Origin of the sequence: Henriciella sp., assembly GCF_029937755.1 — a bacterium.
GTDB lineage: Bacteria > Pseudomonadota > Alphaproteobacteria > Caulobacterales > Hyphomonadaceae > Henriciella.
The window spans coordinates 249,247-264,605 of the sequence record NZ_JAPYPG010000003.1 but is presented as its reverse complement, the minus strand read 5'-3'; the positions used below and the strand labels follow the sequence as shown (position 1 = coordinate 264,605).

16 protein-coding genes and 1 tRNA gene are annotated in these 15,359 nt (G+C 61.1%); 12 read left to right on the top strand and 5 right to left on the bottom strand.

The annotated features are described in order from the left end of the window. Positions 1 to 5 precede the first annotated feature (5 nt). Both Q1K29_RS08880 and Q1K29_RS08875 read left to right on the top strand, forming a co-directional pair. Positions 6 to 434, top strand: a complete 429-nt coding sequence (locus Q1K29_RS08880) for a D-Ala-D-Ala carboxypeptidase family metallohydrolase (protein WP_300393525.1) — start codon at positions 6 to 8, stop codon at positions 432 to 434. Then, on the top strand, positions 422 to 892 hold the full coding sequence (locus tag Q1K29_RS08875) for a hypothetical protein (RefSeq protein WP_300393522.1): 471 nt from the start codon (positions 422 to 424) through the stop codon (positions 890 to 892). The genes Q1K29_RS08880 and Q1K29_RS08875 overlap by 13 nt, the downstream gene beginning before the upstream one ends. Before the next feature lie 67 nt (positions 893 to 959). Here Q1K29_RS08875 and Q1K29_RS08870 read toward each other — a convergent pair whose 3' ends face one another. From Q1K29_RS08870 to Q1K29_RS08860, 3 genes are all read right to left on the bottom strand, one after another. Then, entirely contained in the window at positions 960 to 2,948 is a 1,989-nt protein-coding gene (locus Q1K29_RS08870) for a prolyl oligopeptidase family serine peptidase (RefSeq protein WP_300393519.1), read from the bottom strand. A 134-nt stretch (positions 2,949 to 3,082) separates the two neighbouring features. Beyond that, positions 3,083 to 6,346 carry a TonB-dependent receptor gene (locus tag Q1K29_RS08865; protein WP_300393516.1) on the bottom strand — a complete coding sequence of 1,088 codons (3,264 nt, stop codon included), beginning with the start codon at positions 6,344 to 6,346 and terminating at the stop codon, positions 3,083 to 3,085. A 427-nt stretch (positions 6,347 to 6,773) separates the two neighbouring features. Further along, a tRNA-Thr gene (locus Q1K29_RS08860) sits at positions 6,774 to 6,848 on the bottom strand. A gap of 77 nt (positions 6,849 to 6,925) precedes the next feature. Here Q1K29_RS08860 and Q1K29_RS08855 point away from each other — a divergent pair. From Q1K29_RS08855 to Q1K29_RS08835, 5 genes are all read left to right on the top strand, one after another. After that, complete coding sequence (locus Q1K29_RS08855; RefSeq protein ID WP_300393514.1) at positions 6,926 to 7,075, top strand: hypothetical protein; 150 nt, start codon at positions 6,926 to 6,928, stop codon at positions 7,073 to 7,075. A gap of 78 nt (positions 7,076 to 7,153) precedes the next feature. Next, a complete protein-coding gene (gene murA / locus Q1K29_RS08850) occupies positions 7,154 to 8,434 on the top strand; it encodes a UDP-N-acetylglucosamine 1-carboxyvinyltransferase (protein WP_300393511.1) in 1,281 nt (426 codons plus the stop codon). A gap of 14 nt (positions 8,435 to 8,448) precedes the next feature. Next, complete coding sequence (locus Q1K29_RS08845) at positions 8,449 to 8,904, top strand: DUF2948 family protein (RefSeq protein ID WP_300393508.1); 456 nt, start codon at positions 8,449 to 8,451, stop codon at positions 8,902 to 8,904. Further along, complete coding sequence (gene hisD / locus Q1K29_RS08840; RefSeq protein ID WP_300393506.1) at positions 8,904 to 10,211, top strand: histidinol dehydrogenase; 1,308 nt, start codon at positions 8,904 to 8,906, stop codon at positions 10,209 to 10,211. Before Q1K29_RS08845 ends, hisD begins: the two co-directional genes overlap by 1 nt. Next, positions 10,204 to 10,692, top strand: coding sequence for a UPF0262 family protein (locus tag Q1K29_RS08835; RefSeq protein WP_300393503.1), 489 nt, complete (start codon positions 10,204 to 10,206; stop codon positions 10,690 to 10,692). The genes hisD and Q1K29_RS08835 overlap by 8 nt, the downstream gene beginning before the upstream one ends. 75 nt (positions 10,693 to 10,767) lie before the next feature. Here the strand turns inward: Q1K29_RS08835 and Q1K29_RS08830 are convergent, their stop codons facing one another. Further along, entirely contained in the window at positions 10,768 to 11,790 is a 1,023-nt protein-coding gene (locus Q1K29_RS08830) for an HWE histidine kinase domain-containing protein (protein WP_300393500.1), read from the bottom strand. A gap of 206 nt (positions 11,791 to 11,996) precedes the next feature. On the opposite strand from Q1K29_RS08830, the gene infA reads away from it, so the two are divergent. Both infA and Q1K29_RS08820 read left to right on the top strand, forming a co-directional pair. Next, positions 11,997 to 12,215, top strand: a complete 219-nt coding sequence (gene infA / locus Q1K29_RS08825; RefSeq protein WP_084394245.1) for a translation initiation factor IF-1 — start codon at positions 11,997 to 11,999, stop codon at positions 12,213 to 12,215. Position 12,216: 1 nt separating this feature from the next. Then, positions 12,217 to 12,792, top strand: coding sequence for a nucleoside triphosphate pyrophosphatase (locus Q1K29_RS08820; protein ID WP_300393491.1), 576 nt, complete (start codon positions 12,217 to 12,219; stop codon positions 12,790 to 12,792). Here the strand turns inward: Q1K29_RS08820 and Q1K29_RS08815 are convergent. Continuing rightward, positions 12,789 to 13,586 (bottom strand): hypothetical protein, encoded by a 798-nt coding sequence (locus Q1K29_RS08815; protein ID WP_300393488.1) that lies wholly within the window; start codon positions 13,584 to 13,586, stop codon positions 12,789 to 12,791. The genes Q1K29_RS08820 and Q1K29_RS08815 overlap by 4 nt on opposite strands. A 169-nt stretch (positions 13,587 to 13,755) precedes the next feature. On the opposite strand from Q1K29_RS08815, the gene Q1K29_RS08810 reads away from it, so the two are divergent. The 3 genes from Q1K29_RS08810 to Q1K29_RS08800 all read left to right on the top strand — a co-directional run bounded on the left by Q1K29_RS08810 (position 13,756) and on the right by Q1K29_RS08800 (position 15,247). Beyond that, positions 13,756 to 14,472 carry a sulfur transferase domain-containing protein gene (locus Q1K29_RS08810; protein ID WP_300393486.1) on the top strand — a complete coding sequence of 239 codons (717 nt, stop codon included), beginning with the start codon at positions 13,756 to 13,758 and terminating at the stop codon, positions 14,470 to 14,472. A 75-nt stretch (positions 14,473 to 14,547) separates the two neighbouring features. Beyond that, entirely contained in the window at positions 14,548 to 14,856 is a 309-nt protein-coding gene (locus tag Q1K29_RS08805) for a hypothetical protein (protein ID WP_300393482.1), read from the top strand. Positions 14,857 to 14,944: 88 nt separating this feature from the next. Next, positions 14,945 to 15,247, top strand: a complete 303-nt coding sequence (locus Q1K29_RS08800) for a hypothetical protein (protein ID WP_300393479.1) — start codon at positions 14,945 to 14,947, stop codon at positions 15,245 to 15,247. Positions 15,248 to 15,359 lie beyond the last annotated feature (112 nt).

Below are 15,359 nucleotides of genomic sequence, written 5' to 3'. Positions count from 1 at the left end.
ATGGTTTGCTTTATCGATCGGTCCTATCTGCTGACGCTTCGCTGAGAACGGGGTGGTGCTGGCCGCACTTCTCGGTGGCCGAGCTGGCCTGCCGATGTGGCGGGCGGTTCTGCGGCGGGGAATACTGGCACGCGCCGGGCTTTCTCGATGGGCTGGAGACGGTGCGCGCGAAGGTTCGTGCCCCGCTCATTATCAATTCCGGCCATCGCTGTGCGGGCTGGAACGCAGCCGTCGGCGGCGCGCCACTCTCGCAGCACAAGACCATCGCCGCCGATATCAGGCTCGCCGGGCATGACCGGTTCACGCTTCTGGCGGCGGCTGAACAGGCCGGATTTACCGGCCTCGGACTGGCGCGAAGCTTCCTCCATATCGACAGGCGGGCGCGGCCGGCGCGCTGGTTCTATCCGGGGAGCGAGACAGTATGGAAGAGGTAGCAGGACTAGCCGCAAGCGCGGCGGGTGGCGGGATATTCGGGCTGGTCGGGACGGCGCTTGGCCGCGTGGCAGGCTTCATCGAAAGACGCCAGACGAACGCCCATGAGCGTGAGCGCTGGGTGCATGAGACAAGGCTGATCGAACTGCAGCAGGCCGCGCGTGCCGAAGAGACAGAAGCCGAACTGGCGCTGGCCGAGACCGCCGGCAGCTGGGCGGGCCTGCGCGCCTCGATGGAAGCGGAGGCCGCGATCGGGGAGAGCTATCCCTTCGTCAATGCCGTGCGCGGGCTGACCCGGCCGGTGTTGACGCTGCTCCTCTGGGGCATTGCGGGCGGCATCTGGCTCGGCGCGGACGCAGGCGCGCGCACCTCCATCACCGAAACCGCCACCTTCGCCGCAACGGCGGCCACCCTCTGGTGGTTCGGCGACCGCAGCCCGCGGCAGGGGCACTCCCTTTAGCGCCGCACATAAAGAAAAGGCGGGCCCGAAAGCCCGCCTTTCCGGAATTGTCGTTCTTGCTCGAAGATCACAGGCCGCCCGGCCCGCAATCATTCTGCAGGAAGTCCCGCATCGAAGTGTAGAGCTTCAGCTGGTGGTCGTAGAACAGGGTATTGTAGAAGTGGTCGGCGCCTTTCAGCACCACTGACTCATAGTCTACACCGGCCTTGTCGAGCGCATTGGTGTACTTCTCATAGTGCTCGAACGGCACACGCTGGTCGACATCGCCATGGATGACCATGAGGGGAATGTTGACCTTCGTGACCTCATCCAGCGGCTGAACACCTTCCCGGCGACGAAGCTCCCAATATTCCGAGGCTGGCAGAAGATTGTCGCGATAGTAGTTCAGCTGCATGTTGCCATCGACAACGGCGGCACCGGCGATCGTGCATTGATAGATGTTCGGGTCCCGCGATGCAGCGACTGCAGCGGCGTAACCGCCATAGGACCAGCCGAACATGGCCAGCCGGTCAGGGTCGGCGAAACCTTCCTCAACGAGGTAGAGCGCGCCGTCATCCTTGTCGTCCTGCATCTTCAGGCCACCCTGGCCATAGGCGCTCTTCCAGTGGTCGAGGCCATAGCCCAGCGATCCCCGGTATTGCGGCTGCAGCACGGCGTAGCCATTGTTTGCCAGGAATTGGGCCCACTCGTCATAGGTCACGATTTCCGCCACGAACGGACCGCCATGCGGCAGCACGATGAGCGGGTAGGGGGCCTCACCCTTGTTGGGCACGGTGAGATAACCTGCGACTTCTCTTCCATCGCGTGTCGGATACTTGATATAGCGGATTTCGCTCAGATTCTCCGGCTTGAGCAGCGGGTTCTTGGTCCCGATAAAGCTGAGCTGGCCGTTCTCCAGGAGATAATATGAACCTGGATCCTTCGGTCCGACATTGTAGACCACCATCGTGTCACCATCGCGCGAGCGCGAGGTGATGGAAATCTGGTGAGCATTCGGAACAGCGCTCTGCAGGCCATCGAACAGCGCTTTTTCTTCTGCATCAAACCAGGCCGTTTCCAGCTTCGCGCCGTAATAGGTGACGCCAACCGGCTTGTTGCCCTCTTGCCAGAAGTTGGAGCTTGTGCGCACGCCCGCGACGTCCACATCTTCGCGTCTGTAGATCTCATCGCCGAATTCGCCCTCGCGGATATCGAACTGCCAGAGACCGACCTTGTCGTTGCCGTTATTGGCGGTGACGTAAGCGATGTCCTCATTGTTGGGATCGAATGCCGCAACGCCGAAGTTGGAACTCTCGAGGCTGAAGCTGTCCATGCGGACCACTTCGCGCCAGCTGTTCTCATCAGGATTGCGGGCGTAGAAGATGAACTCCTTCGAGCCGGCATCATAGCCCTGCGAGAAGCGCGGATTGCCATCATCATCGAAGATGGCGGAGGCTGTGCGGTTGTTACCCTTGAGAACGAGGCTTTTCTTGCCGGTCTCGAGGTTGAGCTCGTAGTAGGTGCGCGGCCGGAAAGCGGCGAACGGGTCATCCTCGACATTCAGGCCGAACCGCGAATTGGGTTGCTCGATGATGATCGTGTTCGGTTCATCCGGAAGCAGCGACGCAATCGAGAAGTTGTCGCCAAGCTCGGTAAACCTGCTGGTTTCTGTATCGAACATGGCGAGCTTGTTGGCATAGACCCCCTGATTGAAGTCTTCGATCCTGTTGCGGATTTTCTGCCTGAACGCGACGATCATCTTTGTGTCGGTCACCCAGGAGAAGCCCATGATTTCCATATTGTCGGCGCCGACATTGGTTGGCTTTTCGTCGAACTTTCCAGTCTCGTAGATCTGGATGATCGGATCGCCTTCACGCGACGGGTTGGACATCCAGGCGATATGCTCGCCGCTCGGATTGATCTCGACATTCTGCATGACTTCGCGCAGCGCCCAGGCTTCCAGCGGCACCGGGTCAGATGCGGTGGTTTCCTGAGCGGTTGCTGTAGGCAGGGAAATGGCGAGCGCCGGAAGGGCGAGCGAGCATGCAAGAAGTGTTCGGAAAAGTCTGCGGTACATTCATGGCCTCCTTCACGCCTTTGGGGCGCGTCTAATGACATCTAGTACATAAAAGAAAAAGGCGGCAGGCAATCGGGAATTTACACCCGGAGCCTGCCGCCTCCATCAGACGTTTAGGTCTTGATCAGCAAATCTTAGAATTGCTTGCCGACCCGGACGAAGGCCGTGCGGCCGAAGATACCCGGTGTGTAACCAGCACCCAGCGGCACATTACCACCATTGGTGGAGTACTCGTCGTAGTTCACCAGCGGCGGCTCCTCGTCGAAGACGTTACGGACACCAACCGTCATGTTGAACGTGTCACCCGTGTAGCCGAGTGCCAGGTCGTGGCTGAACCACTCGTCAGCGAAGTCGACGTCACGGCAGCCTTCGTCACCAAGGCAGGTTACACCGCTACCCGGAGCATCGGAGTCCGGCTGCTGAGCATCACCGATGTAACGGGTCGACCAAGTCAGACGGAAGTCGTCATACTCGGCAGCCAGCGAAGCGTTGGCCGTCCACTCGACGAAGCCGAAGCGGCCGAGCAGATCCGTGGTGGTGGCCACGCCGTTCTCGTCGATCTGGGTGACATCACGCTCGATTTTGTGGTTGGCGTCGAGGTCGGCGAAGATGCCGACATTGCGTCCACCAATCGTGAACTCCTGATTGTAGTTCAGGTTGATGTCGAGACCCTTGGCCGTTTCGCTGTTCACATTGATCGGCGAAGCCGAAATGAAGGTCAGCGACTGGTCGGCCGGATCACGAGTAATCCGTCCGCAGAAGGCGCTCGGGAAGGTTGGCTGGATCGTGTAGCAGTCATTGATGATGAACTGCGCGCTCGGCTCGGCAATCGAGTCCTCGATCTCGATGTCATAGTAGGTGACACGAGCCGAGAAGTCGAAATCGTCGAACCAGGGCTGTTCGAAGGTCAGGCCTGCCGTCCAGGAGTCCGAGGTTTCTTCCTGCAGATTGACGTTACCTTCACTTGCAATCTCGGTGGAGAAGTTGCTGTTGCCAGCGCCGTTCGGCGCAAACGTCGTCGGGTCGATACCGGCAGCGAGACAGTTGTCCAGTGTATTCTGGTCACGCGGATCCTGGGTCGGATCGTAGCCACCACCGATGGAGAAGGCATCGTCCGGAACAACACAAGGGTCGCTCAGGGTCAGGAAGCCTGTTTGCGGTTGCAGGAACTGCTCGCGCACGTTCGGGGCCCGGAAGGACGTGCCGATCGTACCCGAAGCCTGAAGCCACTCGACCGGGCGGTAGCCCACCTTGCCGGAATAGGTCCAGGCAGACCCGTAGAACTGCTCTTCCGTCCAGCGGCCAGAGAAGTTCGTGGTCAGCTCATAGATACCCGGAGCGTTGGCAACGACCGGAATCTCGACTTCTGCGAAGGCTTCGTAGAGATCCTTGGAACCCGAGGCGCCGCCGTCAGAGAAGAAGCCGAAGAAGAGGCCATCTTCTGCAACATCGTCCGGACGGGAGTCGATGGAGTCCTGACGATATTCGACACCTAGAGCGGCAGACGCCATGCCGGCCGGAAGCTCGACCAGGTCACCACGGACAACACCGCTCAGAATCGTTTGCTCGTAGACCGTATTGAAGGTCCGGCGGCCAAACAGATAGTCGCGCTCTTCCGGGGTAGCGAAGTCACCGAAACCCGTCTCGTAGAGAGAGGGCGCAAACAGGTTGACGGGCACACAGCCGCCCGGCGTGCCGGACGGATCCGGAATGCCATCGCCATCGACGTCCAGACCACAGATGTAGTTACCCGGATTGTTCGGGTCTTCCATTGTCGTGTTCAGCGACAGTTGCAGGCGGTCGTCACGGATACCGCGGCGGATCGAGTTACCGTCCGAACGGGAGTAGGATGCGTAGACATCATAGTCCCAGGTCGATCCCGTAACCGGGTTGACGAACGGAAGGTCGCCCTTGAAGCCGCCAACGAGACGGTACTGGGCAACATCGACATCGACGCCGCTGCGGTCGCCGAGAACAGTGACGATCGGCTGGACATCGTAGTTGATGCCTTCAACCGCGTCATCGCCGCCGAAAACGGAAAGCGGTGCGCCGTAATTGTTGATGTAATAGTTGTTACGAGCCGCGCCACAGTCAGTGCCACCAGCATCGATATTACAGGGGTTGAACGGGTTGTCGCCCGAGACTGTCGGGAAGAGCTGGGCTTCACCAGAATTGATCGATGTTTCACGCTGGGCGTAAGACGCCTCATAGTAAGCGGTGATATCGTTGTTGAGCGTGTACTCACCGTAGGAGAAGAAGGAGAGTTGCTCCGTACCGGCCAGCAGGTCGGTCGAGCGGTCACGCGGCAGGCCGTTCGTCGTATAGTCGAGGAACGAGAAGTCCGCGAGCCCATCGCCATTTCCGTCGGCTACGTTACCGAATGCATCGCCGCTTTCCGAGAAGTTCGGGATGCCGACATTGGAGAAGCCTGGCGTGTAGTAAAGGCTGCCGAAACCGAAACGGCCACCTGGGGCCTGAGTGCCTGTGGCGCCCGGGAATTGGGGGCTTGTCGGCAGGAAGGATGCACGGCGTGCCAGCGGGAAGATATCACAATCCGTTGTGCCCATGCCCGGAAGCAGGGTCAGGTCCTCATTATGGATGCTGCCATCGTCCCAGACTTCGACATTCTTCGAGCACTCGTCCGAGAAATCACGGTCGGACAGCTTGATGGTCTTGCGGTCGAAGTACTCGACGCCGAAGCCGGCAAAGCCGCGGTCACCGTTCACACCCCAGGCGAGGTTGATCTGGGTTTCTTCACCGCTGCCCTGGAAGGGCTGGGTGCGGAAGACGTCGATCTCGAGACCGTCGAAGTCCTTGCGCAGCGTGGCGTTGATCACGCCGGCCACAGCGTCCGAACCGTAGATTGAGGATGCGCCGTCGAGCAGCAGGTCATAGCTTTCGACCAGGCCCGACGGGATCAGGCTGAGGTCCGGCGAGGAAGGCGCGCCTTCCACACCAGCTGGCGAGAGGCGGCGGCCATTGACGAGAACCAGCGTGCGGCCTGCGCCGAGACCGCGAAGGTCTGCAGTGGTGGCACCCGGGCCATTGTCCAGCACGAAGCCGGCAAAGGATGCGTCGATCTGCTGACCGGCGGAAACCGGTGAACTTTGCAGAATGGCCGTTGCGTCAATGAGACCCTTGTCGCGCTGAACGTCGGCGCGGATCACCTGAACCGGCGAGATGGACGTGTATTCGCTACGCGACAGCAGCGAACCGACGACCACGACCGTTTCCTGGCGGGACTCATCAGTTTCCTCGACTTCCTCGATGACGGTTGGTGCGTCATCCTGGTCGTCATCAGCATCCTGGGCGATGGCTGCGCCGCTCCAGATGCTACCAGCCACGCCCACGAGCAGTGAGGTGGTTAGAAGCTTCTTCTTCCAGTTATCTTGGGTCAAATTGACCTCCTCCATAAGCGCTCGCCCGGAGGTCTTACCTCCGGGGAGCCTACCCTGACAGTTTTGAGACTGTTCGACGCCCGAGCAGCCTTGTCTGCACGCTAGGCAAGCGCCCGGAAGGGCGTCAACGACTAAATGAACGATTTGTCACCCGCTGCTGCAATCGTGACGAAACTGTGTCGCAAGAGACACATTTTTCTTCTTCAGCCTGATTACAGCAATGTTCGTCCGGCAAGAGGGGTGGTTAGCGAAAGGGCAATCCCCGAACGTGTTACGAGTGTAGCGTATCTGCATGGCCGGCCGGCGAGGGCGGCTCCTGGCGTTTTGGGATGAGACTTGAGGGTGCCCGACACAGTCATTCATCTTCGCGCGACCCTGGCGCAGGTGTTGCGCCGGCCCGTCAAAACCATGTTATCCGGAGAAGAGCTGGTGCCGCGGGGGAGGATTGAACTCCCGACCTCGTCATTACCAATGACGCGCTCTACCACTGAGCTACCGCGGCATTTGAAGCAGGTGAGGGAGGCCCTTAGCTTATGCGGGGAATGATGAAAAGACCGTTTCGGAAGGTTCACTGAACAAATGACTGCCAAAGACAGCTCCAGCGACCGTGATGCCCGCCGAAAGGCGGCGCTGAGGGACAATCTCAAACGCCGCAAGCAGGCCGCGCGAAAGGCCCGCGAGGAGGGCGGTGACACCCCCTCGCAAAAGCGCGGCGACGACAAGGCGTAAACGCGCGCTTCATCCTTTCGGCGAAACCGCCGCATTCCCGCCTTTTCCATGCCGCCAAGACCACTATAAGAGGCCGCCATGGACAAACTGAAGATCACTGGCGGCAAACCGCTTTCCGGCACCATCCCGATCTCGGGCGCGAAGAATTCCGCGCTCAAGCTGATGGCGGCCACGCTGCTCACACCTGAGCCGCTGACGCTGACCAACATGCCGCGCCTGGCGGATACCCGCTTCCTCTCGCAGCTGCTGCAGACGCTGGGGGTCGAGGTCTACTGGCCGAAGGGCGATTCGACCTGCCGGCTGAATGCCGCCGAGCTCACCTCCACGATCGCGCCCTATGAACAGGTGCGGAAGATGCGGGCGAGCTTCAACGTTCTGGGCCCGCTGCTGGCGCGCTATGGGCATGCCACCGTGTCGCTGCCGGGCGGGTGTGCCATCGGCGCGCGGCCGGTCGACCTGCACCTGAAAGCCTTCGAGGCGATGGGAGCCGATCTCGTGGTCGAAGAAGGCTATGTGAAGGCGGCCGCGATTCGCGGGCTGAAGGGCGCGCACATCAACTTCCCCTTTGTCTCTGTCGGTGCGACGGAGCATGCCATGCTGGCGGCTGTCCTGGCCGATGGCGAGACGGTGCTGGAAAACGCTGCGCGGGAGCCGGAGATTCATGATCTCGGTGTCTGCCTCAACGCGATGGGCGCAAAGGTGTCCGGCGCCGGGACGGCGACCATTACCATTCAGGGTGTCGATACGCTCAAGGGGACGACCCATCCCGTCATGCCGGACCGGATCGAGGCGGGCACCTATGCCATGGCCGTGGCAGCCGCCGGTGGCGATGTGACCCTGACCAATGCGCCCGTGGCGGCGCTGAGCGCGCTGACCGGGGCGCTGCGCGATGCCGGTGTCATCGTCGAGACCGACAAGGAAGCCGGCACGATGCGCATCATCCGCAATGGCTCGAAGCTCAATGCGGTGAGCGTCGATACCGCGCCGCATCCGGGCTTCCCGACAGACCTGCAGGCGCAGTTCATGGCGCTGATGGCGATCGCCGACGGCACCTCGGTGATCCGCGAGAACATTTTCGAGAACCGGTTCATGCATGCGCCGGAGCTTTCGCGGCTTGGCGCCAATATCGCCGTGCGCGGTCATGAGGCAATCGTGAAGGGGGTTGAGCAGCTCAAGGGCGCGCCTGTGATGGCGACCGACTTGCGGGCCTCGGTCTCCCTTGTCATTGCTGCGCTTGCTGCCCAAGGTGAAACCGAAGTCAGCCGCATCTATCATCTGGATCGGGGCTTCGAGCAGCTTGAAGACAAGCTGAGCGCGGTCGGGGCCGACATCCGCCGCGTCAGCGACAGTGAAGAGTAGGAATAGGGGCTAAAATGGCTGAGACGACGCCGCTGCGACTGATCGCCGAGGATACAGATGACCTGACCGTGATTGCCGCGGCCGTGCAGGACGCTGTGACCAAGGCCGAGAACCTGAAATACGAGTCCCGCAAGCATCGTTTCTCCATCGAGCTCAACCGCTTCCGCTGGGAAGCGAAGACCCGCCGGCGCAAGGGACCGCAGACGCGGATACGCTCGCTGCTTGCCTTCGATGGAGTCCTGGCCGTGAAGACTCTCGGCATCACCAAATCCGATCCGGACATGGTGTATTCCTTGCTCAACGTGGAATTCGTTCCAGATGAAGATCCGCCGGGCGGCGTTGTGCGTCTTCTGTTCGCGGGCGATGGCGAACTGGCCCTCACGGTCGAGGCGCTGGATGTCACGCTGCTCGACAGCGACTATGAATGGACGACGCGTCATACGCCGAGCCATGAACGGAGAAAGCGCTGATGGGCCGCTGGATTGATGCAGGCGATGCCGGATTCAGGGAGACGTTTACCGCCTTCCTGAACGAGCCGCGCGGCGAGGTCGAGGATGTCGCCACGACCGTGCACGATGTCATCGCCGATGTGCGGGCGAATGGCGGCGAAGCGGTGGCCCGCTACACCTCGAAATTCGACCGGCTCACGCTCGATCCGGTGACGCTGCAATCGGACAATGTCGACCTGCATGCGCTGGCGGCGGGCTGTCCTGACGACCTGAAGGAAGCCATCGACTTCGCGGCTGAGCGCATCGACGCCTATCACGAGAAACAGCGGCCTGTGGACCATGTCTTCAAGGATGCCGTGGGCGTGGAGCTGGGCTGGAAATGGTCCTCGCTCGACAGTGTCGGGGTCTATGTGCCGGGCGGGCTCGCCTCCTATCCAAGCTCGGTGCTGATGAACACGATACCGGCCAAGATTGCCGGTGTGGACAGGGTCGTGATGACGGCACCGGCGCCGGGCGGCCAGCTGTCGCCAGCCGTGGCCTATGCCGCGCTCAAGGCGGGTGTGGATGAATTCTATCCCATAGGCGGCGCGCAGGCGATTGCCGCGCTTGCCTATGGGGCCGGCCATCTGGTCCGCGTCGACAAGATTGTCGGGCCGGGCAATGCCTATGTGGCCGAGGCCAAGCGGCAGGTTTTTGGCACCGTCGGGATCGACACGATCGCCGGCCCTTCAGAGATTCTGGTGATTGCAGACGAGAGCGCGAACCCCGACTGGATCGCCGCTGACCTGCTCAGCCAGTCCGAACACGACACCTCTTCCCAGTCGATCCTGATCACTGTGAACAAGGGTGTGGGCAAGGCTGTGGAAAAGGCTGTGGAAAAGCAGTTGAAAACTTTGTCCACAGAGGCGCGCGCCCGCCACGCCTGGGACCATCATGGCGCGATCATTCTCGCCACTTCGCTTGATCAGGCTGCAGACATCGCCAACGAGATCGCCGCCGAGCACCTGGAGCTTGCGGTCGAGGATCCCGACCTCCTGCTGCCGCAGATCAGGCATGCCGGTGCAGTCTTCCTCGGCCACCACACGCCGGAAGCGCTGGGCGACTATGTCACCGGGTCAAACCATGTCCTGCCGACAAGCCGGGCGGCGCGCTTCAGCTCCGGTCTCGGCCTGCAGGATTTCATGAAGCGGATGAGCATCCAGCGTGCGAGCAGCGAAGGCTTCGCGGCGCTTGCGCCAGCGGCGCTGCGTCTCGCTGAAGCCGAAGGCCTGCCCGCGCATGCGCGCTCTGTTTCCATCCGGACAAATGCTGGCGGAGGTCATGACTGACAAACGCCTCATCGCTGTCGAGATCGACGAAGAGACGCTGACCTCAAGCGGGCCGGACGCCGAGCACGAGCGCCGCGTCGCGATCTTTGATCTGATCGAGGAAAACAGCTTCGGTGTGATCGACGATGATGGCGGGCCCTATGTGCTGCACCTCTCCATGGTCGAGCGCAAGCTGGTCTTCGACATCCGACATGAGGACGGCGAAAAGGTCCACGCCTTTATCCTCTCCGTTTCGCCTTTCAGGGGAATTATCCGCGACTATTTCATGATCTGCGAGAGTTACTATTCCGCGATCAAGAACCAGACCCCGCACCAGATCGAGGCGATCGATATGGCCCGGCGCGGTATCCACAATGAAGGCTCATCGCTGCTGGCCGAGCGCCTCGAGGGCAAGATCGAGGTGGACTTCGACACGGCGCGGCGCCTGTTTACCCTGATCTGTGCCCTTCATGCCGGGCAGGCGCGCGGGCCCGGCAAGTAAACCGGGCGTTCAGCTGTCTTCCTGCTTGGGCAAGTAAGGTCGGTCCGCGAGCGCATGGCGCCAGGGCGGGCCGGGTCAGGCAACTTCACGTGCGGGTTTGGACAGGCGGACCCATGTATGGGCCCGCATGCCGTGGTCGAAAAAGTCGCGTTCGACGTTCAGGTCTGGCATGATCGAGGCGAGCTTCGTTCCGAAGCCTGTCCGCTTGGGCGGCTTGATACCGCTCATGCCCGTCTCTTCCCAGACAACCTCCAGGACACCATCGCCGTCGATCGACCAGTTTACGTTCAGACGGCCGCCCGGGTGTTTGAAGCATCCGTACTTTGCCGCATTGGTCGCAAATTCGTGAAGGACCAGGGATGTGATGTGGCAATCGTTCCCGCTGAGGAGGATGTTCGGGCCCTTGAGCCGAATTCGGCTGCTGGCTGACGGCGGGCCAAAGGGCGCGAGTGACTCTTCCAGGACCTGGCGCAGGGTCATCCCTTTCCAGTCGGTCCGCTGTAGTCCGACAAACGTCCTGTCTATGGCGATCAGGCGTTCCTCGAAGCTTTCAAGGAAATCGTCGAGATTTTCGGAGGAGTCCGCGCTCATCATCGAGACAGACTGGATCATGGCCAGCATGTTCTTGACGCGGTGGTTCAGCTCGTCTGCAAGGATCTTTTTTTCCCGCCTGAGCGCGACAGTCTCGGTTATATCCCTGCAATTGAAGATGATGTGGGTGACGCTGCCGTCATCGTCGAAATAGGGCGCGTAGGTAGCCTCCCATATGCGCAGCGCCTCCTCTCCGTCAGCGCCACGGAGTGTGTAGGGCAAATGCGGTTCGGTGACGGATTTCCCCTGCTGGAGGACCGATAGCATTCGTTCACGGGCAAATGCCATACGTCCCGGTGTGTCGGGGAAGACGTCGAACACATACCGGTCAAGAATAGCCTCAGGCTTGCGCTGCATAATGTTTAGATAAGAAGCATTCGCATAAACAATTCGAAGCTTAGAGTCCAACACCACGTAGGGCGTAACCATTTCATCGACAAAACGACGAAATTCTATATTGCCGGAGGATGGCGATATTGGGAGGTCTGACTTTGACCGATGGGGCATTCTGCTTTCCCGCTTCTCTTATTAAGCGAGATTCTGGGTCGCTTTTATCTTAACACGCAACCATTAGGTGCAGAGAAAGCTGCATGTAACTGTTACTCGTTAAACGTGTCCGTGATGAAATTGGTTGCATCAGGCAGGTGACGCCAGTACCGAACCGCACCATATAGCGAAGGTTAAAGATAACCGCCGCCATCAATGGAGTGCCAATGGCAAAAGAAGAACTGATCGAATTCAACGGTACCATCATGGAACTGCTTCCCAACGCGACCTTTCGCGTGAAGCTGGAAAACGACCATGAGATCATCGGCTATACGGCCGGCAAGATGCGCAAGAACCGCATCCGTATCCTGACGGGCGACAAGGTGCTCGTCGAAATGACGCCCTATGACCTGACCAAGGGCCGGATCACCTACCGCTTCAAGTAAGATGACCACCCCGCGCGCGCCCCTGGTGCTGGCGAGCGCGTCACCCCGGCGCCTCGATCTTCTCGCCCAGGCCGGTCTCCGGCCGGATGAGATCAAGCCCGCCGACATCGACGAGTCTCCCCGAAAAGATGAAACGCCCCGCGCGCTGGCAGAGAGGCTGGCGCGCGAAAAAGCGCTGGCTGTCCATGTGTCGGGCCAGTTCACGCTGGCTGGCGATACGGTGGTCGCGCTCGGCCGGCGCATGCTGCCAAAGGCTGGCGACGCCCAACAGGTGCGCGCGTGCCTGGAGATGATGTCCGGCCGGGCCCACCAGGTGTTGAGCGGCCTCGCCGTGATTGGTCCGGATAGCCGGGAATCGGTGCGTGTCGTGACCTCGCGGGTTGTTTTCAAAAGACTGACGCCGGAAGAGATCGAGCGCTACGCCACAGAGGGCGACGGCGTCGGCAAGGCTGGCGGCTATGCGATCCAGGGCGGAGCGGCGCCGTTCATCAAGCGCATCAACGGCTCCTACACCGCCATTGTCGGCCTGCCGCTCTATGAGGCCGTGTCCATGCTGGACGGTCTTGGTTACCGCTAGCCGGCGGGTGCTTCGAGCGGGCCGGACCAGGTGCGCAGGGCTTCGACGCCCGTGCCTGATTGCGGGGCGAAGACATTGTCCAGCGTTACCGTCACGCGCGCGCCCTCGGTAACGCCCTCTGCGAGCGGCAAGGTGAAGGTCCGGTCGCTTGTCTCCAGCACAACCAGATTGGAGATCGGCAGGCTTGTCGTCTCGCCACTTGCTGCCTCGATCCGGACCTCTCCGTCGAGCCGGGCATGCGCATTCCCGGCATTCGACACTTCGATGTCGAGCCGGGTCGGGCTGGCCATCCGGACATCGGTGATGGCCGGGTCGCTGACGGCAGGCGCGATTGTCAGATAAAACAGGCTGGACGCCTCGATCTTGCGCATCTGCCCATTGGGGCCGGGAGACACTTCAGAGGCCATCAGGGCGAAGAGGTAATCGCCGCCATGATCAGGCTTTGCAGGCACGATCATGTCGAGGATGACATTGCCGGACTGGCCGGGCTCAAGCGACAGGAAGCCGGGCGTGAACCGCGCCCAGCTTGCCGCCGAACGGTCCGCCTCGCCGGGGGGCGACAGGCTCAGCTGACCACTGCCTGTAAGCGTCCAGTCGGCCAGCCCGATGGTCAGGGAGCGGGTCTCTTCGGCCGACATATTGGTAATGCTCAGTACCTGGCGGTGGCGCATGCCCGGCTCGGCGGGGATTTCCACCGAGGTCGGCTGGATGTCGAGCGTCTGGGCAAATGCGCCCGGCAGAAAGGCCCAGAGGGCAAGCATGGCGCTTAGCAGACGGGCTGGAGAAAGGGGCATGCAGTCGGGCATCCGGTGAGGCTGTCTGCCCGGTCATGGGGCAGGTTTCGAGCGTGATGTTAAGCCTGTCTTCTTACTGCGCGTTTAAGGGAACGGGTTGAACCTTCGCAGGCGCCGCCGCATCTGGCTGCTTGCCCGGAGGGCTGAGCTTGGCTAGGCGGCAGACGAGATGAGTGACGACACGCCCAAGAAGAAAAAGCGCAAGAAGAAGCGCCCGCCGCATGTCGCGGCCGACCTGTCGACGGTGGCCGGCCGGTCGCGGGCGGAACGCGAGATGATTCTCGGCGATCACGGCTTCCTGCGCGAAAGCTTCCAGAATCTGCACCAGATCAGCCCCGAGATGTGGCGTTCCAACCAGCCCAATCCGCGGCAGGTGGCCGAACATGCGGCCGCGCGCGGCATCCGCACCATCATCAACCTGCGTGGCGAGAGCACCAAGGGCTATTACCTGCTGGAAAAGGAGGCCTGCGATGTAGCCGGCATTGCGCTGGTCGATTTCCAGGTCTTCTCCCGCGATACCCCCAAGGTCGAGGCCATCGAGAAGGCGAAGGCCCTGTTCGAGGAGATCGAGTATCCGGCGCTGATGCACTGCAAGTCCGGTGCGGACCGGGCCGGCCTGATGAGTGCGCTCTACATGATATTCCGGCGCGGCATGCCGGTCGCCAAGGCGGCCGAGCAGCTTTCGGGCCGGTATCTGCATGTGAAGTCCGGCAAGACCGGCATGCTGGACGCTTTCTTCCAGACCTATCTCGATGAAACCGCCGAGAGCGGCAAACCGTTCATGGACTGGGTCCGTGAGGATTATGACCCTGCCGCGGTAAAGGCGGCTTTCCTGAAGCGGATGGGCAACAGGTTCCAGTGGGACCGGCTACTTCGCCGGGAGTAGGCTTTTTTTACTGGCCAGCCCCGGGAAATCATGGAACGGTCCCCGCGGAAATCTGACTGAAGAGGGAAATTCGCCATGAAAAAGATATTCATTGCTTCGGCTGGCCTGCTGGCCCTGGCTGCCTGTGGCGGCGGCGGTAACGACCGGCAAGCGATCATCGATGCCTGTGTCAGCGATGGCACCAGTGACCAGAAGACCTGCGAATGCATGGCGGACTCGGCCGAAGAGAATCTCGACGATGATCTCTACTCCAAGCTGGCCGATGCTGCGCGCGAGGGCTCTGAGGGCGCTGAAGAGATCATGGGTGATCTCACGCCGCAGCAGCAGACCCAGTTCATGTCCTTTGCCATGCAGGCCGCAATGACCTGCGGCATGAGCGAATAAGCGTCACAAACAAGCTGAAGACAGGCCGGACCTGAGCCGCTATGGTCGGCACTGAGGTTTTTGCCCTCAATGTGGAAAGGGGACGCATATGAAGTTCTTCATCATCAACAGCTTCCGCACGATGGTCTATGTCGCATACATCGCGATCATCCTGAGCGGGATCGGCACGGGGCTCTATAACGCCTATGAAGAGACCGGCGGGACGGACGAAGTCGGCTTCGCTGGTGTTATCTTCGCGCTTGAGGGCGTGGCGGCACAGGTCGTCGATGTCGTGGTCTTCACGGTTGCGGGCTGGATTTCCGCCAGCCTTGTCTGCGGCCTGATCGTGACACTGCTCGACATCCGCGACGACATCAATGACCGCCTGCCGGACGCCCGCCGCGACGACTAGGACGGGCCAAAGTCAACTGCATGGCCGGGGTGGACCGAAAGGCCCGCCCCGGCTTTTCATTGGCGCGAGGGGCCCATATCGAGAGGCATTGAAGGGTCACCAGGGCTGAAGG